Origin of the sequence: Pseudoalteromonas sp. SWYJZ12, assembly GCF_015864395.1 — a bacterium.
GTDB lineage: Bacteria > Pseudomonadota > Gammaproteobacteria > Enterobacterales > Alteromonadaceae > Pseudoalteromonas > Pseudoalteromonas arctica.
On the sequence record NZ_JADYXH010000024.1, the window covers coordinates 16,787 to 34,594 of the forward strand.

Sequence of the window (17,808 nt, forward strand, 5' to 3'; positions counted from 1 at the left end):
TAGGCAGAACCCTTTGGGCAACTCCTTTTTGGCATTAATGCTACGTTATCGCCTATTTATGGGGAACAACCACACTACTTAGGCTCTGCCTTGCCTAAATACCAAACAGACTGCTGCAAATTTAACCTTGAAAGGTAAACAGACCCTAATATTCCAGTGTAAAATAACCTACTGACGATTAATTTTAACTGCAAATGGCGTGTCGTTATAATGCGTAGAGCGATACGGGTTTATATCAAGCCCGCCGCGACGAGTATAACGCGCGTAAACCTCTAACTCTTTAATATTAAGTTGTGTTGTTAAATCGCTATAAATACGCTCAACACACTGCTCATGAAATTCGTTATGTGTTCTGAATGAAATTAAGTAACGCAATAACGACTCACGACATATTTGCTCGCCTGTGTATCTTATGATCACACTTGCCCAGTCAGGCTGAGAGGTAATTAAACAGTTCGACTTAAGTAAATGGCTATAGAGCGTTTCTGTTACTACGTTATCACTTTTTGCTTTAAGTGAATTAGCATCAATATCGTAATTATTAATTTCAATATCTAAGTCATCAATACATTCACCTGGCAGCGCCGTACACGGTAAGCAATTGTAATCATCAGGATTGTATAAAGTCACTTTGACAGAGCTGTTAACCGCGTTTGATAAATCATCAATTAAGTGCTGTTTTACTACATCAATGCTTTCAAATCGGGTTTGGTTAAAGCTATTCAAATAAAGTTTAAACGACTTTGACTCAATAATATGGCTGCTTTGGCATTCAAAGGTAAATAAGGCTACGGCAACTTGCGGTTTACCTTTATTGTTTAACCATGAAAGCTCGTAACCTGTCCAAATGTCCTGGCCTTTAAATGGAAGCTCTGCTTCGTCAATATTTAAAGCATCACGATTTAGTTTGCGCGCAATAGGGAAAAGCAAGCTTGGCGTGTACACATCTACATACTCAGTAGATTGGCCTAATACGCTACCTTTAAGGTCTGGAGAATTGCTGTAATCTGTCATGTTTGCTCTTAAATAGTTACAATAGGGACATTATATCTAATTTAAATGAGTTTCACAGTATGTCTGTTGCATTGCTTATAGAACAACTTCATCAAACATTTAGCGAAAATATCCTGAAAAACACTACAAAGTACCCACTTATTGCGCATGACGAGCAATGGCCAAGCCCATGTGAAGTTGGTGAGGTTGACGAGCAAGGAAACATTCAATGGCAGGGCGTGCGTCAACAACCTGCAGGTTCGCTTAATGATTTAGCCAGCGCACTTGAGCTTGATTTCCCAAAAGAGCTTAGCGAGCTATATGGGCATATGTACGGTGGAAGCATTTCAGCAGTTATTGATGGGCATCAGGTTGAATTACTACAAGCATGGAACGAAGAAGACTTTAATTTGTTACAGCAAAATATAACGGGTCACGTTTTAATGAAACGCAAGCTCAAGCAGCCAGAAACGGTATTTATTGGTTTAACAGATCAAGATGATTTACTAGTGAGTGTATTGGTGCACACTGGTGAAGTATGTTTAGAGCACGTAGGCAAAAAAACACACCATGTACTTGCACCTAACATTAATGCTTTTTTAAAGGCATTAGAGGTTTAAAACGTGTTTAATAAATCAGCTTAGCGTCATCACTAAGCTGATTTTTAGAGCCATTACTAGGGCGTGTTGACCTTTCGTGGTTGATTTTGCAGCTGTATGTTTGGTTTTTAGGCAAGGCAGAGCCTATGTAGTGTGGTTACTCCCCATAAATAGGCGATAACGAAGCATAAATGCCAAACATGCGCTGCCCTTTGGGTTCTTTCTAGGGACGATTAACTCTTTGTTGCTCGGTTTTTACTTAGCCCACTAGGTTAAAACCTCGCGCCGCGATTAAATCGTCCCTAGATTGAACAAATTTCAATCCACAAAGGTCAACACGCCCTAATGGTTACTGAAAATCCCACGATATATTAGACACTAAGCCACACGGCTCACATCTAAAATCGAATAACCCAAACCACGACTCAGGTAATTTCCAGTCGCCATGACAGCTAGGGCATTTCCGTTCAAGTTCAGACGCTTTATCTACGCCGCCTACACGGTATAAATAATAATAGGTTGGCTTTTTAGTTAAAAAACTAATTCGCTTTGTTATGTCTTTTCCGCGTCTGTATAAGTCGCTTTGGATACTCGATATTTCTTCAAGTGCCGGAAACTCACAACGGGTTGCGCCATTAATTTGAATTTGATCGCAGGCTTGCCAATCTTCTTGCCATTTTATAAGCGTTTTATAGTCACCATTAGCAATTGCCGGAATACGAAATAACGGCACAGGCAAAAAGTCATCACCACAATAAAGCGGGCTACACGTATGCACATAGGTTGTGTATAAAATATAACTTGATGGTTCTTTACAGCAGTCAGCGCCGTTGGAGTGAATATCTTGCCCAATCACTTTTACTTTTGGCGCAAGTAGCCCTGCACTATGTAACTTTTCGATACTGTGCTTAACAAACGGGCTGTTATTTAGCGGGTGCATTGCATCTTCAGTAGGGCACATTACACGGGTAATAAAAAATCCATCTTTTAAAACGGTTGGAAATTCTTCGCCCATTATTTGACCATTAAAACGCAGTGCATTTACTAAGCGATTTATTGCTTGTTCGGCTTGTTCTAGGGTGGTGTCTTGGTAGCAATCAAAAGTTAAATCAACAACGAACATTTATAGTCTCAAATTATTTTTGTTCTAGCAGTGCAAGAAGTTTATCGAGTTTTTGCTCAATTCTATCTAATTGACTTGTTTTAAGCTCAGTATTATCTGACTGCTGTGGGTTTCTCATGAAGTTATTTATTGAATCAGGATTGTTTTTATATTGGCTTACTGCTGCAATAATCATCGGCATTGGAACCGGTTGTGCCAAACGGCTTTTAGTTAGTGCTACAGTAGGGGTTTTGCCTTCATCGAGAAGGGCTTTAATTGCATCAAATACAACTGAATTCATTAGATATATAACTCTTTAATAAAATAAATACGCAGCATATAAATGCTGCGCAGATGCTATGTTAGCAATAAATAAGGGAGGGTACATTAAATAAAATTACTTACTTTGACGAATGCGTACATCTAACTCGTCAATTACTTCACTCCAATCACCGTCTTGTGCAAGCGATTCAGCTAAAAAGTGCTGTTGTGCCTCATCCCAAAAAGAAGCTTCTTGGAGTAGTGTTGTGTCTTCTAATTCATGTGAGGCAATAAATGCATCTATTTGTTCATCAGAATTAGGTAATCCAAGCTGTGCAAATAGTGTATTGATGTCGTGTTTAGTCGTATCCATGATATTGCTCCTTTAAACGAATGAAAACTTATTCTAAGGATTAACTCTACTCCTAGCTAGTTAAACTCTCGCTGAATTTACGGTTAATAATTTTAGGTATATAGTTAGGTATAAAGTTAAACAGCCTATAGCTAAAATAATAAAGGAAATACAATGAGTGTAACCACGCCAGCTGATACGTTCAGCGTACAGTATTTAGCCGCAGAAGATATTAGCACCGCAGCAAGCCTAATTTATCAGGCTTATCATGACGATCCTGTATTACAAAACATGCTTAGCTACAATGACGAAAATAAATCAGTATACGAAAAAAAATTACGATCATTAATTCGCGAAGAGCTCAGTAGTTTTTGGCAAGAAAAGCAGCCATTAATTGGTTTATACCGCAACGATAAATTAAAAGCAGTAGCGTGTGTATTTGAATCTAATAGCCAATTACAAGCGCAGCGTTATTGGCACTGGCGTTTAAAATTAATGCTGAGTGCGGGCTACTTACAAACAAATCAATTAATAGATAAAGAACAAACAATTAGAGATGCCCTTAAAGAGAAAGGCAATTACTACTTTTTAGCTTTTATTGCCGTAGATCCACATTTTCATGGGCAAGGGTTTGGTCGTTACTTACTACGCGGGCTTGATGATTTAGTTAAATGTAACGCTGAGTCAACGGGGATGGCTGTATTTGTAACGCGTAAAGAACACACTGAATTTTTTAAAACCGAAAAGTTTGAAGCATTTAAACACCTTACTTTTAACCAAGTAGAGGGCGAGTTACTATTTAAATCAATAATTGAGCCAACTATTTAAAATTATGATGTAAGCCAATGCGCCCAAACGGACATAAGGCCGTGAGATATATCTCACATTATCGTGAGCATTGTCAGTTAAAGGCTATTGATAAGTCGCCTTTTTTCATTCAAGCTATTGTTATTTAAAGTTTATTTTTATTTTTCATTTTTGTGACGTTTATTTATTTAATGTTAAGTCCTATTTCTCCCCCCTGATTGCTTTAAACTTCTCTTCGTCAAGACGACATAGCTCAATGATTGAGTTACTGCCAAGGATACGGAATAGGCAACATAGCGGATGCTAGCAGGAAGCATAAAGGACAAGCTAAAACGGATACAAGGAAGAATAAGGAAGTGCATGAAGCACTTAGTAGCTAGGAGTTACTTTAGGATAATCACGGATGACGCTACAGGAAGTAGCAGGAGCGTTAGTTTACGCAGGACGGCCAAGATGGCTATGGATATTGCAGGATGCAAAAAGTGGCAGGAGCTACTTAAAAGGATTACCAGGGATGATGCTACAGTATGTAGCCAAACGATAGATTTCGTGGGTTTGCCAAGGTGGCTATGGATATTGCAGGATGCAATGTGAGGGTAAACAAGGTTGTTTACTCGTTCAGGGGATGATAATACGGATTTAAGATAATGGATATCTAGCAGGATGCAGTCCAATTGGGGCGTAACTTTAGTTACGCCTTAGTTTTTTGTGTTGAATTAAGTTTATCAACTTAAGACAAATACTCTTAAAGTATATTCAGTTTTATATTTTATGCGGTGGAACAACCACACTTTTCAAAAACTCATTTTCCATAATTAACACACCTTGATAAGCATTTTCACCATCGCTTGAAAATTCAAATATAAATTCACTTTTGATGCCTGGCTTGCCGTTCTTTAAAAAACCAAAGCGGCGTTTTGTGCATGCAACACTCATCAACTGCACCTGCAATTGCTCACTTTGACGTTTAGCATGAACGTTCGCCGCTTCAGCAACCTTTCGGTTAAGCCAAAATAAGTAAATTACACTACCAATAAGTATGAACGTCCATAAACTTGCCATTTAAGAGAATAACCTTCCAATTGCACGCGCGAGGGTTTCGCTACGATTTTCTTTACGTAATAAGCCTAATAAATGCGGGCGAATAGTCGGTATTGCAACTAAGTCAGCAAAAATACTAGGAAACAACTCATCAATTTTTTGATGATGTGCGCAATTATCCATAAATACATGTAAGCGTTCAGGGTTTTCTAATTGCTTAAAACACCGCCCAGCTATTGTTAGTAACACGTCAGAGTCGTGTCTTACCGGTGAGCTTAGTACAGTATCAACTAATTGAGCGCATAACCCTTGAGCTTGACCTTTTGAAACCGATCTAAGTGCTGCGGTTATAGCTAATGTATCGTTATTACTAATTGCGGCCTGTGTGTAATCAACAAGTAACTCACTCATTGATGTTGGTATTTCAACGTGTTCAAGCATGGCACTGAGTGGTTGCAGTACTTCAATGGGTAAATGCGCCCATGCTTTTTGCAGATTACTTAAGTTTGTATCGCTGTCTAAGCGTAGTGCAAAATCGGCAATACCCTGCAGTGCAACACTTTGCCAATTATCAAAACCAATTTTACCGCTAAAGTATAACTGTGCATGCTCGTAATACTGTGACGCAGGCTGTTTTAATAGTACTTTTACTTGGGCGTTAAATGCCGCTAATTTATTTGCGTTTGGTGTAAAAACATAAGGGTTATTATCAAGTTTTCCATCGGCTTGCTCACCTGTAATTTCAGTGCCTAGCGCTTGAATAACCATATCAGCAAAGTGATCGCGACTAGCACTTACAAGCATACTTTGCTCATCAAGTGGAAACTTTAAAAACCATACATAAGGTTCTTTACTGGCTTTAGTATCCCAAAATTGAATAGCGAGCCAAGCATGACCAGCAAGAGGATAAGGGTAAGGCACTTGAGCTTGTTCAATAGCTAAAAATTGTTTTTTATCAAGCTTAGTAATGTGCCTGCCAATATCAAAAGCACGCCACTGAGTACCCGCACCATCTAAAAGCTGACCTAATGTAGCTATTTGATCACTCATTGTTTTCTCAACTGTTTTTACTGCAAAATTACGTTAATTATACGTCATAGCCGCCTATGAGGGAACAGGGTATAATTGCATTACATATATAAAAGAGGGTGGTTATGTACCAGCAAACCCAAACTTATTTAGTGCAGCTAACGGCACTTTTACAAAAACACGCGCTTTGGCAAAGTGAGCAAATAGACGCTGATGCACTGCTTTCAAATACTCCTTTTTGTCACGATACAATGGCGTTTGAGCAGTGGTTACAATTTGTATTTATTGATAAAATACAGCAATTAATAACGCACAAGCAACCACTGCCACGTAACTTTGCTATTGCCCCTATGGCGCAAATGACACTTGTGAATAAAGCAGGGAGCGATGAAATAATTGAGTTACTAACAGCCCTTGATACCTTTTTAGGAGAACCAAATGAGTGAGCGTCCAGCGCCTGTTGAATATGGCGAGCTGACTATTTTGTATCAAGATGAAAACTATGTGGCTATAAATAAGCCTTCAGGCTTATTAGTGCATCGCTCGTTTTTAGATAAACACGAAACCCAGTTTGCTATGCAAATGTTGCGCGACCAGCTAGGGCAACATGTATTTCCAGTACATAGGCTCGATAGACCTACGTCGGGCGTATTGCTGTTTGCACTGAGCTCTGAAGCCGCTCGCGATATGAACCAGCTATTTATTGAAGGTACTATTGCTAAGCGCTATTTGGCCTTAGTGCGTGGTTTTGCACCAGAGTCAGTATTTTTAGATAAACCGCTTAAAGAAGAACTTGATAAAATAGCCGATAAGTTTGCCGATCAAGATAAAGCACCGCAAGAAGCGCAAACCCAGTTTAATTGCTTGCACCAAGTTGCACTGCCTATTCCTATTGGTAAGTACCCAACAGTGCGTTACTCGTTAGTGGAGTGCTTTCCAAAAACGGGGCGCAAGCATCAAATTCGCAGACACTTAAAGCACTTATCACTGCCTATTATTGGTGATGTAAATCACGGTGATAATCAGCATAATCAATTTTTTAGGGAGCATTTTGAGCTAAGACGCCTAATGTTATTTGCAACAGAGCTTAGTTTTGTGCACCCTTATAGTAATGAATCAATAACAATTAAAGCGCCACTAGGTGAAGACATGCTTGAAATATGTAAGCAGCTAGGTTGGCCAGAGCAAGAAAAGGATTATTAATGGCACATATTAGTATTTTTGTAGGCAGCGTTAATGGCGGTGCAGAGCGTTTAAGCGATGAAGTTGCAGCCACAATAGAGCAAGCGGGTCATACTGCAACAGTAATTACTGAAGCATCACTTGATGATATAAAAAATGCATCGCATATTTTAATTGTTACCTCCACAACAGGCCAAGGTGATGTACCGAGTAATTTGGCAGGATTGTACTTTGCAATGAATAGCACTTTCCCAATGCTTACCGATAAACCGTTTGGTGTAATTGCAATGGGTGACAGATGTTACGGCGATACATTTTGTGGCGCAGGGCGTAGCTTTGACGAGTTACTACGCGATTTACAAGCAAAGCCTGTGGGCAACCGCCTAGAAATAGATGCATGTGAAGATTTTGAACCATGGCCAGTAACCGAGCCTTGGTTAAAAGCATGGCTAGAAAAACTACCTGCTTAATTTCTATTACCCTGTCTGAGTATAGGGGAAATAATTGAATAAAAACGTCTGAAATAATTTATTAGGCGTTTTTATTTTAGGAGCAAGTCTTCTTTTTGCATAGAAAAACCACTGACTCCAAACAATTTTTCACTCCATCTCTATTTTTATTTAAAACACACTTATGTGAAGTAGCATATTATCGAGTTTTCAAATAACGCTTAATCAGTTCTATCTTTAAGCTTACTAAATCTTCGATTATACAATTTCCAGACTTCGGTTTACGTGTCACTCAGATATAGGCCAATGTAGTATTAGCTAATGATGGATATTTATTAAATGCTTTTGGTATCAAGCTTTTGCTCAACGACCTCTATACATTTATACATGACCAAATTTAGTTGACCACCACACAAGGCAATTAGGGAGATTAAAATGAAAGTGAATATTTAATTGGGGATTACTTGATTAGTCGATTTAATGAAGCAGCAATACAGCGGCAATGTCTTGTGATACTGCCGCCAGTAATCATTATTGAGATAGTATTAAGCGAATACTTTACTTATTAACCTTACCCTTAAGAACATAAATTTCACCATCGAAACTGCCTTGAATCGTCAGTCCCTGGCTCGCCAACTCTTGCAAGTATTCGATATGGTCATCAGTGATATGCTGGCCCGGTACTAAAAGTGGGATACCTGGTGGATATGGAGTAACTAAACCTGCACAAATGCGGTTGTTGCTTTTACTGATAGGCACAGATTCGCGGTCGCCATAAAAGGCATCACTTGGAATACACGCCAAGTCTATGGCTGGTAAATTTTCAGGTAAGCGGGCTCTACGTGTCGATTTCGACAGTTTTACCTTACCGCTGTCTAGCTTTTTCAACGCATTGTACAAACGAATGATCTTTGAACGCGTGCCGCCAAGCGTGAGTAAAACCAAGATGGTGCTGTGTGTGTATTTTTCTATCTCTAGTCCAATCTCATCCAGTAGATATTTATGAATATCTTTTAATGAGTAAGGTAGCTCACTAATATCAATAAGGATTTTTAATGGGTCGTGACCCATGTTATCACCACTAAAGTGCGGGAATATTTCCATAAAGTCTTGCTTAGCTAACACTTTAATTTGCTTAAGCGAGGCCATCTGTTGTTTAAACTCTTCAACATGATTGAGCAGCGCATTGAGCAGCTTATAGCCTTCCATCTCTAATTGCTTTTGGCACACGTCAAGCGATGCAATAAGCTGATATTTGGGGGATGTACTCGCGTAGATACTATAAATCTCTCGAAAGAAATCGGCATCAAAATCGGGGTCGTTAATATGAATATAAGACGCTTGAGAAAACGCCGATACTACTTTATGCGCCGAATGCGTAATGTAGTCAGCCCCAGCATGTATTGCAGAATAATGACGAAAGCTAGGATGAAACAAAGAGTATGCGAACCAGGCTTCATCTATAAATACCTTGATACCATATTGATGAGCATAATCTACGACTTGTTTCAGGTCGCTAAGTAGGCCATCGTAAGTACACCCGGTAAGCACTAGTAATTTAGCATCAGTATTGTTTTCAATTGCTAATTTGATGTCGGCCAACGACGGTGGCGCGAAAATGCCATATTTTGGATTTAAGATACTCGCCAAATAAATGGGGTAACTAGCTGATTGCAAGATGCCATAGTGTACTGACTTATGGCAATTACGGTCGACAATTACTTTATCTCCCTTGCGCAGGAGTGTCTGCAAGATGATTTTATTTGAGGTCGATGAACCATTTGTAACAAAGTAGGTGTGTTTAACCTCAAACGTCGCCGCTGCTGATTCTTGAGCGCGACCAATGGTATTGGTGCTGTCTGACAATGAACCTAGCGAGTCTACCGAAACCGACAGGTCGCCAACAAATACATTGCGGCCGTAAAACTGATAAAAATCTTTGATGTAAGGTGAGTTTCTAAAGCTAGAACCCCCACTATGACCCGGTGTATGCCAAGAGTCGTTTGCTTCACCAACGTAACGACGATACGCCGTCCAAAATGGCGTTTCAGAGCGGTCGTCAAAATCGTTGATCATATAACCTAAAATCGCTTCTGGGTCAGAAATCACTTCATCTTTAAAAAAGAAAGATTCGATTTCTTCTGATTCGTTCACGATCTCCAGCCCTTTAGTGTCGTCGCCAATAACATAAACCGGTAACTCAAGACGAATTGCCTTTAAATCCTCGATAAAGCGGCTATACATCCGCTCACCCACTTTGTTGTGCATATCCCAGCTTAGAACTACGGCTTGAATATCACCATCTTCCTCTACACATTCCAGCGCGTGTTTAAGCTCGAGGCATTCAATAATATCGATATGAATATCGTCTCGCTCAAAGTTAGGAATGGTCTTTGACAGATTAGTTGAAAGCCCTTGTAAGGTGGCTGGGTCTTGCTCAATTATCAAGATACGAAGTAGAGGTAGCATAGAGGGTTTCGCAATAAAATTTTATAATGCTTACTAGCATAACTAAAGGACTGAGACTTGTGAAATTAATACTTTGATAATGTTCTATTAATTGTTCTATTTCACTAACATGCCCTCACGTATAAAATGTTTTATCTAGATGGATTGATAGGCGCGGCTTTATGTCGCACTTTTGGGGTTTTGGGGCTTGTGCTTTATTGCGCGAGGTAAACTCGCGACTACAGGGTTGGCGTTGTATTTGTAGGCGTGGCTTTGTGCCGCGCTTTTGGGATTTTGGGGCTTGTGCTTTATTGCGCGAGGTAAACTCGCGACTACAGGGTTGGCGTTGTATTTGTAGGCGTGGATTTATGCCGCGCTCTTAGGATTTTGGGGCTTGTGCTTTATTGCGCGAGGTAAGCTCGCGACTACTGGGTTGGCGTTGTATTTGTAGGCGCGGCTTTATGCCGCGCTCTTAGGATTTTGGGGCTTGTGCTTTATTGCGCGAGGTAAGCTCGCGACTACAGGGTTGGCGTTGTATTTGTAGGCGCGGCTTTATGCCGCGCTTTTGTGGTTTATGCTTTATTGCGCGAGGTAAACTCGCATCTACAGGGGGGTATTATATTTGTAGGCGGGGCTTTATGCCGCGCTTTTTGGGGTTTTGAGGCTTGTGCTTCATTGCGCGAGGTAAACTCGCGACTACTTACCGCGCTTTTGGGGCTATTCCGTTTTTTCTTTAAACTCACACAAGTCTTCAATAATACAGCTGCCACACTTTGGTTTACGTGCTACGCAGGTGTAACGTCCGTGAAGAATCAACCAGTGATGCACGTCTACTTTAAATTCTTTTGGTACAACCTTTTCAAGCTTTTGTTCTACAGCTACAACATCTTTACCCATGGCAAGCTTTGTACGGTTAGATACACGAAATATGTGTGTATCTACGGCTATTACAGGCCAGCCAAAGGCGGTATTGAGTACAACATTAGCTGTTTTACGGCCAACGCCTGGTAGAGCCTCTAACGCTTCACGATTTTCTGGCACGATGCTGTTATGTTCATCCACCAAAATTTGGCACATTTTGTACACGTTGGCAGCTTTAGAATTAAATAAGCCGATGGTTTTTATATAATCACGCAGTGTATCGTGACCTAAGTCTAGAATGGCTTGTGGCGTATTAGCAACAGGGAACAACTTTCGAGTGGCTTTATTAACGCCTACATCGGTTGCTTGCGCTGAGAGTGTTACTGCTACTAGTAACTCAAACGGGCTTGAATATTCAAGCTCTGTAACTGGGTGCGGGTTATCGTCGCGCAGGCGCGACAGTATTTGGTGACGTTTTTCTTTATTCATGCAACTTAAAACGTATTAGTGCTAATTGTTGCTCTAATACGTTTTCCCCTTAAGTTAAGCTAGTAACACGTGCTCGAGGGCCTTTTTCAGCCTCTGGCGGTGCAATTTGCTTTGATTTTATTTGTGTGTCAATTACGTTTTTAGCAGCAATAAGTAGTCCAAGACCTAAAAAGGCACCCGGTGGTAAAATTGCGAGTAAAAATTGGTTATCAAAATTAAATACTTCTATGCGCAAGCTCTGTGCCCATGGGCCAAGTAATAAGTCGGCACCGTCAAACAGCGTACCTTGGCCGATTAGTTCGCGCATAGTACCTAATACTAATAGTACAGCCATAAAGCCTAAGCCCATCATTAAGCCGTCAAATGCTGATAAATGAACAGGGTTCTTAGAGGCATATGCTTCGGCGCGGCCAATAATGGCGCAGTTAGTTACAATCAACGGAATAAAAATCCCTAATGATTGATATAAACCAAAGGTATAAGCGTTCATGAGTAATTGAACTATTGTTACAAAGCCCGCGATGATCATTACAAATACAGGTATACGAATATCTTTTGGCACCCAGTTACGCACAATTGATACGGTAACATTTGAGCCTATTAGTACGAGTAAAGTTGCTAAGCCTAAACCTAAGGCATTTGTTACAGTTGAGGTAACGGCAAGCAGTGGACATAAACCTAAAAGCTGCACAAGGGCAGGATTATTTACCCATACACCTTCTTTATATAATGTTTTTAACTCACTCATTTAGCTACCTCCATACATTCGGCATTAGGTGCTGCAAAAATATCATCAAAATTAGTTTGTGCGAACAATACGGCATTTTTAACAGAGCCCACAACAGCACGTGGCGTTATGGTCGCGCCTGTAAATTGATCAAACTGGCCGCCATCTTTTTTTACAGCCCAGCGAGCGTCTTCTTCGCCTTCAACCGTTAAGCTTTTAAATGTTGTGATCCAAAGTGATTTTTTAACTTCTACTTTGTCGCCTAAACCAGGAGTTTCTTCGTGTTTAGTCGTACGCACGCCAGCAATAGTGCCATCGCTCAATACAGCTGTTAATAAGTTAATATCGCCACTGTAGCCGTTTGGCGTAACATGCCTAATAACAACAGCGACTGGTTTATTGTTTTTACGAGCACGGTAAATTACTTGGTTTGCGTGTGGGCCTAGTTTTTCGTCAGTAATAATTACGCAATCTTGTGATAATTGATTGTCGTACGATTTTGGGTCGAGCACTTCTTGTAGCTGCGCAGTAAGTTGCAGTTGTTCTTGCTCTGCAATTTTATCGGCAGTAAGCGCGTTGATAGAGGCAACTAAGCCTGTTGTTGCTAATGCAAACGCAGTTAAAATAGCACCATTTTTAGCCATTGACGAAATGATCATTTTACTGCTCCATGGCCATAAGTACGTGGCTGTGTGTAGTAGTCTATTAGTGGCACTGCAATATTAATCAGTAATACGCTAAATGCGATGGCATCAGGAAAACCACCAAAGGTACGAATTAAATAAATTAGTAAGCCAATTAGCGCGCCATAAATTAAGCGCCCTTTGTTAGTTGTTGCTGCAGATACCGGATCGGTTGCTATAAAAAAGGCCCCCATCATAGTGGCACCACTTAATAAGTGAAATAGGGTGCCCGGCTCTGTACCTGGTGATGCGATATAACCAATAGCACTACATACAGCTAAACTTGCGATAAAACTGACAGGAATATGCCAGTTAATTATTTTTGCTTTTAATAAGTATAAACCACCTACTAAAAAGCCTAAGTTAACCCACACCCAACCAAGGCCAGCCCATTCGTTAAATAATGGCTTTTGCATGCTTTCGGTAACGGTTAAACCGTGTGCTATGTCTGTTTTAACAGTATCCAGCGGTGTTGCCATTGTTAGGCCATCAACCCCTGCACGGACTTGATCTAGGCTAAACCCAGAGGCCGTAAAATCGGTGAATATTAGCCTTAGTTGATCAGCAAAGCCTATTGGCGTATTTATTAAATCGGTAACAGGCAACCATGCGGTCATTTGTACCGGAAACGAAACTAAAAGCAGTACATAAGCTGCCATTGCTGGATTGAATAAGTTAAACCCAAGGCCGCCATAAAGCTGTTTAACTATAACAATAGAAAATAAACAGCCAATCACGATTATCCACCAAGGCGCAAGTGGCGGAATACTCAATGCCAATAACACGGCAGTAAGCCACGCACTGCCATCACTTAATGCAGGCCAAACAGGGCGCTTTCGAATTAGCATTATTGCAGCTTCAAATACGCTTACAGCAACAAGCGCTAGTACCAGTTGAATAAGTACACCTGTTCCAAAAAAGAAAACTTGAGCAATTAGCCCAGGAATACACGCAGCAATAACGCTAAGCATTAATCGCGTTAACGATTTATGGCTGTGATTATGCGGCGAACTGGCCATGGTTAATTTCATGACTGATTATTTCCTTCTTTTTGTAACTTTTTAGCTTTTGCTCTCGCAATTGCAGCAGCCACGGCGGCTTTTTTCTTATCGTCGGCTGATTTAGGTTTATCTGCGTTAATAAGAACTGATGAGTCATCGGTGTTACTTTCTGCACTCTTAGGTGCTGCGCTATCAACTTGTAGCTCTTGGGGCTGAGTTTGTTCGGTATCTTCTAGTGCTTTAGCCGCTTTTTTAGCTTTAGCACGAGCTATGGCCGCAGCTACCGCTGCCTTTTTATCATCAACGGGTGCCGCGCTTTGTGGCTCTTCACTCACGGACTGCTCAGCGTCTTCTAATGCTTTAGCCGCTTTTTTGGCTTTTGCGCGAGCAATGGCCGCCGCTACGGCTGCTTTTTTGTCATCAACAGGGGCATCAGTTTGTGGCTCTTCACTCACTGTTTGCTCTGCGCCATCTAATGCTTTAGCCGCTTTTTTAGCTTTAGCGCGTGCAATAGCTGCCGCTACAGCTGCTTTTTTATCATCAACAGGGGCATCGCTTTGTGGCTCTTCATTTGTTGATTGTTCAGCGTCATCTAATGTTTGTGCTGCCTTTTTGGCTTTAGCACGAGCAATGGCCGCCGCTACCGCTGCTTTTTTGTCATCAACAGGGGCATCGCTTTGTGGCTCTTCACTTGCTGCTTGTTCAGCGTTATCTAATGCTTGTGCTGCTTTTTTAGCTTTAGCACGAGCAATGGCTGCAGCGACTGCTGATTTTTTATCATCAACGGGTGTAGTATCGGCCGATTCATCTGTTTGAGATTTTTGCTCTTTATATTTACGCGCTTGTTCTTTACGTAGTGCGCGCTCTTTTGCTACTTCGCTGTTGTCAGGTTCTAATTCAGCAGATTGATCGCCTAGCTTTTTAGCTTTAGCGCGTGCAATAGCAGCTGCAACAGCTGATTTTTCATCGCCGTTATCTGATTTATTTTTAACGCGGGCTAGTGCCTCTGCTACTTTTTGCTTTTCGTCAGCAGATTTAGCGGCAGGTTTACGTTTATGGCGGTTTTGACGTTCTTCTTGCTCGCGATCTAAACGCTCTTTTCGTGCATCAAAACGCTCTTTTGCTCTGTCGGCTTTAATTTTGTCAGCTTGTTGTTCTTTAATTTCAACTTTGGCTATACGGTAGTACTGTACAAGAGGGATTTCGCTTGGGCACACATATGCACAAGCACCACACTCAATACAGTCAAATAAATTATGCTCTTGTAGTTTGTCGTACTCTTTTGATTTAGCAAACCACTGTAATTGCTGTGGCAATAAAGAGGCAGGGCAGGCATCAGCACAGGCGCTACAACGTATACAGGCTTTTTCAGGGCCGGGCTCCGCTAGCTCTTTATGATCAGGCGCTAAAATACAGTTAGTTGTTTTAACTATGCCAATACGCACTGTGGGTAGCGTAAAGCCCATCATTGGGCCGCCCATCACAACACTTTGCTGCGGTACAGGCGAGAAACCTTGGCAATCAAGTAAATGCTTTATTTCAGTGCCAAGTAGTGCCCATACATTCCCAGGCTTATGAATAGTGTTACCTGTTACCGTAACTATACGTTCAATGAGTGGTTTACCTTCATAAACGGCTTGTTGTACGGCAAACAAAGTCCCGGTGTTATGCACTAAAATACCAATATCGGCAGGAATACCAATGCTAGGAACTTCACGGTTAGTAAGTAATTTAATTAATTGCTTTTCACCGCCAGATGGGTAAATAGTTGGCACCGTTTGAATAATAATTTTTGAGTTATGCTCAGCTGCTTGCTTCATTGCTGCAATAGCTTCAGGCTTGTTATCTTCTATACCCACAATGCACAGTGTTGGGTTTAAAAGTTGCTGCATTATTTCAATGCCTTGGATAACTTCTTTAGCGTGTTCGCGCATTAAAACGTCATCGGCAGTAATATAAGGTTCGCACTCAACAGCATTTACAATCAAAAATTCGATAGGTTGCTTGGTATCTGCTTTTACATAAGTAGGAAAACCAGCACCACCCATACCGCTAATACCGGCTTGGTGAATAATATTTATCAGCTCATCATGACTAAGCTCAGCAGGATTTTTATTTTTATTTAGAGCTACCCATTCGTCTTTGCCGTCTGGTTCAATAATAACACTTAGTTCAGGTAGGGCCGATGGATGTGCTGATGGCATAGGTGCAATATCAGTAATCACACCAGAGCTCGGTGCATGCACAGGTACCGACCAGTTAGCAGCAGGCGCTGTAAGTGGTTGGCCTTTTAAGACGTGTTGGCCTTTTTCTACAAGTAACTTACCATTTGCGCCTATGTGCTGCTTAAGCGCAACAATGAGTTTGTCGGGCAAAGGTAGGCGAGTGATACTCGCACTATTAGAGAGTGATTTTTGTTGTGGTGGGTGTATGCCGCCAGGAAATGCCCACACGGTGCCTTTTTTTATTTGTTCAAGTAACTTGTCCACTCAAACCTCTAATCTATTTGTGTAACAGGAATAGCATCTAGCTGCCATTTCCAGTTTTGTTTAGTTTCGGCTACAGGTAGCATATCAATGCAATCTACAGGGCAAGGCTCAACACATAAATCACAGCCAGTACATTCATCAATTAATACAGTGTGCATTTGACGAGTTGCGCCCAAAATAGCGTCAACCGGGCAGGCTTGAATACATTTGGTACAGCCAATACATTCATCTTCGCGAATATAAGCCACTGTTTTTATAGGTTCTGCTTGCTCGCCACCGGCAAGTGGTTTTTCATCAACACCCATTAAGCCGGCAAGCTTTTTCATGGTTGATTCGCCGCCCGGTGGGCATTTATTTATTTCATCGCCATTGGCTATGGCTTCGGCGTAAGGGCGACAACCCGGGTAGCCACATTGTCCGCATTGAGTTTGCGGCAAAATAGTATCAATTTGCTCAACAATAGGGTTACCTTCAACGCGAAAGCGAATTGCTGCAAACCCTAAAATAAGTCCAAAAATGAGTGCTAGCGAACCAATCGCTATCAAGGCATAAAACAAGGTCATATTAAAACTTCACTAATCCAGTAAAACCCATAAACGCCATCGACATTAAGCCTGCAGTGATCATTGCAATAGAGGCGCCTTTAAAAGGCGTAGGAACGTCAGCAGCGGCTAAACGCTCTCGTAGTGCTGCAAACAATACAAGCACTAAAGAAAAACCAACCGCAGCACCAAAACCATACACTGCAGATTGTAAAAACGAATGATCTTCTTTGATATTTAATAAAGCCACACCTAATACCGCACAGTTAGTGGTGATCAGCGGTAAAAATATGCCTAATAAACGATATAGAGTAGGGCTTGTTTTACGCACAACCATTTCGGTAAATTGCACTACAACGGCAATCACTAAAATAAAGCTCATGGTGCGTAAAAAGGCGATATCCAGAGGGATTAAAATATATTGATTAACTAAATAGCTAGTTACAGAGGCAAGGGTAAGCACAAACGTGGTTGCCAAAGACATACCAATCGCCGTATCAAGCTTACCTGATACGCCCATAAACGGACATAAGCCTAAAAATTGTACTAATACAAAGTTATTAACCAGAACGGTTCCAATCAATAACAAGACATATTCTGTCATGTGTGCCTCACGCTATTAAAGTCCTACGTATTATCCTTTTTTCTGCCCCGATAAACAACATTTGCGAGTCGTTATCAGTTAAATAAACGCAAGGAAGATTATATTGATCATAAGGCTGTAAAATTAATGTGATCTTGATGTAAGGAATT

19 protein-coding genes are annotated in these 17,808 nt (G+C 41.0%); 5 read left to right on the forward strand and 14 right to left on the reverse strand.

The genetic code is table 11. The features are described from left to right. Positions 1 to 168: 168 nt before the first annotated feature. The gene (gene queF, locus I6F42_RS17945; protein WP_197152968.1) at positions 169 to 1,014 is read right to left on the reverse strand and encodes an NADPH-dependent 7-cyano-7-deazaguanine reductase QueF; all 846 of its coding nucleotides are present in this window, start codon (positions 1,012 to 1,014) and stop codon (positions 169 to 171) included. A gap of 59 nt (positions 1,015 to 1,073) precedes the next feature. On the opposite strand from queF, the gene syd reads away from it, so the two are divergent. Continuing rightward, the gene (gene syd, locus I6F42_RS17950) at positions 1,074 to 1,613 is read left to right on the forward strand and encodes a SecY-interacting protein (protein ID WP_197152970.1); all 540 of its coding nucleotides are present in this window, start codon (positions 1,074 to 1,076) and stop codon (positions 1,611 to 1,613) included. Between the two features lie 328 nt (positions 1,614 to 1,941). Here the strand turns inward: syd and I6F42_RS17955 are convergent, their stop codons facing one another. The 3 genes from I6F42_RS17955 to I6F42_RS17965 all read right to left on the reverse strand — a co-directional run bounded on the left by I6F42_RS17955 (position 1,942) and on the right by I6F42_RS17965 (position 3,328). Then, on the reverse strand, positions 1,942 to 2,715 hold the full coding sequence (locus I6F42_RS17955; protein ID WP_010553685.1) for a Zn-ribbon-containing protein: 774 nt from the start codon (positions 2,713 to 2,715) through the stop codon (positions 1,942 to 1,944). Between the two features lie 13 nt (positions 2,716 to 2,728). Beyond that, on the reverse strand, positions 2,729 to 2,995 hold the full coding sequence (locus tag I6F42_RS17960; RefSeq protein WP_007378199.1) for a hypothetical protein: 267 nt from the start codon (positions 2,993 to 2,995) through the stop codon (positions 2,729 to 2,731). Positions 2,996 to 3,091: 96 nt separating this feature from the next. After that, the gene (locus I6F42_RS17965) at positions 3,092 to 3,328 is read right to left on the reverse strand and encodes a DUF2789 domain-containing protein (RefSeq protein ID WP_002958240.1); all 237 of its coding nucleotides are present in this window, start codon (positions 3,326 to 3,328) and stop codon (positions 3,092 to 3,094) included. 153 nt (positions 3,329 to 3,481) lie between these two features. On the opposite strand from I6F42_RS17965, the gene I6F42_RS17970 reads away from it, so the two are divergent. After that, positions 3,482 to 4,135 (forward strand): GNAT family N-acetyltransferase, encoded by a 654-nt coding sequence (locus I6F42_RS17970; RefSeq protein WP_008169301.1) that lies wholly within the window; start codon positions 3,482 to 3,484, stop codon positions 4,133 to 4,135. A 741-nt stretch (positions 4,136 to 4,876) separates the two neighbouring features. On the opposite strand, the gene I6F42_RS17975 is transcribed toward I6F42_RS17970, so the two are convergent. Next, positions 4,877 to 5,176 (reverse strand): DUF3301 domain-containing protein, encoded by a 300-nt coding sequence (locus I6F42_RS17975; RefSeq protein WP_002963032.1) that lies wholly within the window; start codon positions 5,174 to 5,176, stop codon positions 4,877 to 4,879. Next, positions 5,177 to 6,205, reverse strand: coding sequence for a DUF3549 family protein (locus tag I6F42_RS17980; protein WP_007586015.1), 1,029 nt, complete (start codon positions 6,203 to 6,205; stop codon positions 5,177 to 5,179). It lies immediately after the preceding gene. A 104-nt stretch (positions 6,206 to 6,309) separates the two neighbouring features. On the opposite strand from I6F42_RS17980, the gene I6F42_RS17985 reads away from it, so the two are divergent. The 3 genes from I6F42_RS17985 to I6F42_RS17995 are packed head-to-tail and all read left to right on the forward strand — an operon-like array spanning position 6,310 to position 7,836. Beyond that, positions 6,310 to 6,630, forward strand: a complete 321-nt coding sequence (locus tag I6F42_RS17985; RefSeq protein ID WP_197152972.1) for a YqcC family protein — start codon at positions 6,310 to 6,312, stop codon at positions 6,628 to 6,630. After that, on the forward strand, positions 6,623 to 7,387 hold the full coding sequence (gene truC, locus I6F42_RS17990; protein ID WP_165721649.1) for a tRNA pseudouridine(65) synthase TruC: 765 nt from the start codon (positions 6,623 to 6,625) through the stop codon (positions 7,385 to 7,387). The genes I6F42_RS17985 and truC overlap by 8 nt, the downstream gene beginning before the upstream one ends. After that, positions 7,387 to 7,836: a flavodoxin gene (locus I6F42_RS17995; protein WP_197152974.1), complete on the forward strand. Its 450-nt coding sequence runs from the start codon at positions 7,387 to 7,389 to the stop codon at positions 7,834 to 7,836. The genes truC and I6F42_RS17995 overlap by 1 nt, the downstream gene beginning before the upstream one ends. Before the next feature lie 537 nt (positions 7,837 to 8,373). Here I6F42_RS17995 and I6F42_RS18000 read toward each other — a convergent pair. From I6F42_RS18000 to rsxA, 8 genes are all read right to left on the reverse strand, one after another. Next, the gene (locus I6F42_RS18000) at positions 8,374 to 10,284 is read right to left on the reverse strand and encodes an aminotransferase class V-fold PLP-dependent enzyme (protein ID WP_010553679.1); all 1,911 of its coding nucleotides are present in this window, start codon (positions 10,282 to 10,284) and stop codon (positions 8,374 to 8,376) included. A gap of 696 nt (positions 10,285 to 10,980) precedes the next feature. Next, positions 10,981 to 11,613, reverse strand: a complete 633-nt coding sequence (gene nth / locus I6F42_RS18005; RefSeq protein ID WP_165721424.1) for an endonuclease III — start codon at positions 11,611 to 11,613, stop codon at positions 10,981 to 10,983. A gap of 49 nt (positions 11,614 to 11,662) precedes the next feature. Beyond that, entirely contained in the window at positions 11,663 to 12,361 is a 699-nt protein-coding gene (locus I6F42_RS18010; protein ID WP_197152976.1) for an electron transport complex subunit E, read from the reverse strand. Further along, a complete protein-coding gene (rsxG, locus tag I6F42_RS18015) occupies positions 12,358 to 12,999 on the reverse strand; it encodes an electron transport complex subunit RsxG (protein ID WP_002962266.1) in 642 nt (213 codons plus the stop codon). The genes I6F42_RS18010 and rsxG overlap by 4 nt, the downstream gene beginning before the upstream one ends. Continuing rightward, positions 12,996 to 14,054 carry an electron transport complex subunit RsxD gene (gene rsxD, locus I6F42_RS18020; protein ID WP_002962268.1) on the reverse strand — a complete coding sequence of 353 codons (1,059 nt, stop codon included), beginning with the start codon at positions 14,052 to 14,054 and terminating at the stop codon, positions 12,996 to 12,998. The genes rsxG and rsxD overlap by 4 nt, the downstream gene beginning before the upstream one ends. Beyond that, entirely contained in the window at positions 14,051 to 16,513 is a 2,463-nt protein-coding gene (rsxC, locus tag I6F42_RS18025; protein WP_197152978.1) for an electron transport complex subunit RsxC, read from the reverse strand. The genes rsxD and rsxC overlap by 4 nt, the downstream gene beginning before the upstream one ends. A gap of 8 nt (positions 16,514 to 16,521) precedes the next feature. Further along, a complete protein-coding gene (gene rsxB, locus I6F42_RS18030) occupies positions 16,522 to 17,076 on the reverse strand; it encodes an electron transport complex subunit RsxB (RefSeq protein ID WP_007585357.1) in 555 nt (184 codons plus the stop codon). 1 nt (position 17,077) lies between these two features. Further along, positions 17,078 to 17,659, reverse strand: coding sequence for an electron transport complex subunit RsxA (gene rsxA, locus I6F42_RS18035; RefSeq protein WP_008172491.1), 582 nt, complete (start codon positions 17,657 to 17,659; stop codon positions 17,078 to 17,080). Positions 17,660 to 17,808 lie beyond the last annotated feature (149 nt).

Bases quoted from the DNA above. Each gene is read 5' to 3' on its own strand.
- I6F42_RS17975 (WP_002963032.1), bottom strand. From the start codon at position 5,176: ATGGCAAGTTTATGGACGTTCATACTTATTGGTAGTGTAATTTACTTA.
- I6F42_RS17965 (WP_002958240.1), bottom strand. From the start codon at position 3,328: ATGGATACGACTAAACACGACATCAATACACTATTTGCACAGCTTGGA.
- nth (WP_165721424.1), bottom strand. From the start codon at position 11,613: ATGAATAAAGAAAAACGTCACCAAATACTGTCGCGCCTGCGCGACGAT.
- truC (WP_165721649.1), top strand. From the start codon at position 6,623: ATGAGTGAGCGTCCAGCGCCTGTTGAATATGGCGAGCTGACTATTTTG.
- I6F42_RS18010 (WP_197152976.1), bottom strand. From the start codon at position 12,361: ATGAGTGAGTTAAAAACATTATATAAAGAAGGTGTATGGGTAAATAAT.
- rsxD (WP_002962268.1), bottom strand. From the start codon at position 14,054: ATGAAATTAACCATGGCCAGTTCGCCGCATAATCACAGCCATAAATCG.
- I6F42_RS17995 (WP_197152974.1), top strand. From the start codon at position 7,387: ATGGCACATATTAGTATTTTTGTAGGCAGCGTTAATGGCGGTGCAGAG.
- rsxG (WP_002962266.1), bottom strand. From the start codon at position 12,999: ATGATCATTTCGTCAATGGCTAAAAATGGTGCTATTTTAACTGCGTTT.
- I6F42_RS17955 (WP_010553685.1), bottom strand. From the start codon at position 2,715: ATGTTCGTTGTTGATTTAACTTTTGATTGCTACCAAGACACCACCCTA.
- I6F42_RS17985 (WP_197152972.1), top strand. From the start codon at position 6,310: ATGTACCAGCAAACCCAAACTTATTTAGTGCAGCTAACGGCACTTTTA.
- I6F42_RS17960 (WP_007378199.1), bottom strand. From the start codon at position 2,995: ATGAATTCAGTTGTATTTGATGCAATTAAAGCCCTTCTCGATGAAGGC.
- syd (WP_197152970.1), top strand. From the start codon at position 1,074: ATGTCTGTTGCATTGCTTATAGAACAACTTCATCAAACATTTAGCGAA.
- I6F42_RS17980 (WP_007586015.1), bottom strand. From the start codon at position 6,205: ATGAGTGATCAAATAGCTACATTAGGTCAGCTTTTAGATGGTGCGGGT.
- I6F42_RS18000 (WP_010553679.1), bottom strand. From the start codon at position 10,284: ATGCTACCTCTACTTCGTATCTTGATAATTGAGCAAGACCCAGCCACC.
- I6F42_RS17970 (WP_008169301.1), top strand. From the start codon at position 3,482: ATGAGTGTAACCACGCCAGCTGATACGTTCAGCGTACAGTATTTAGCC.
- rsxA (WP_008172491.1), bottom strand. From the start codon at position 17,659: ATGACAGAATATGTCTTGTTATTGATTGGAACCGTTCTGGTTAATAAC.
- queF (WP_197152968.1), bottom strand. From the start codon at position 1,014: ATGACAGATTACAGCAATTCTCCAGACCTTAAAGGTAGCGTATTAGGC.
- rsxB (WP_007585357.1), bottom strand. From the start codon at position 17,076: ATGACCTTGTTTTATGCCTTGATAGCGATTGGTTCGCTAGCACTCATT.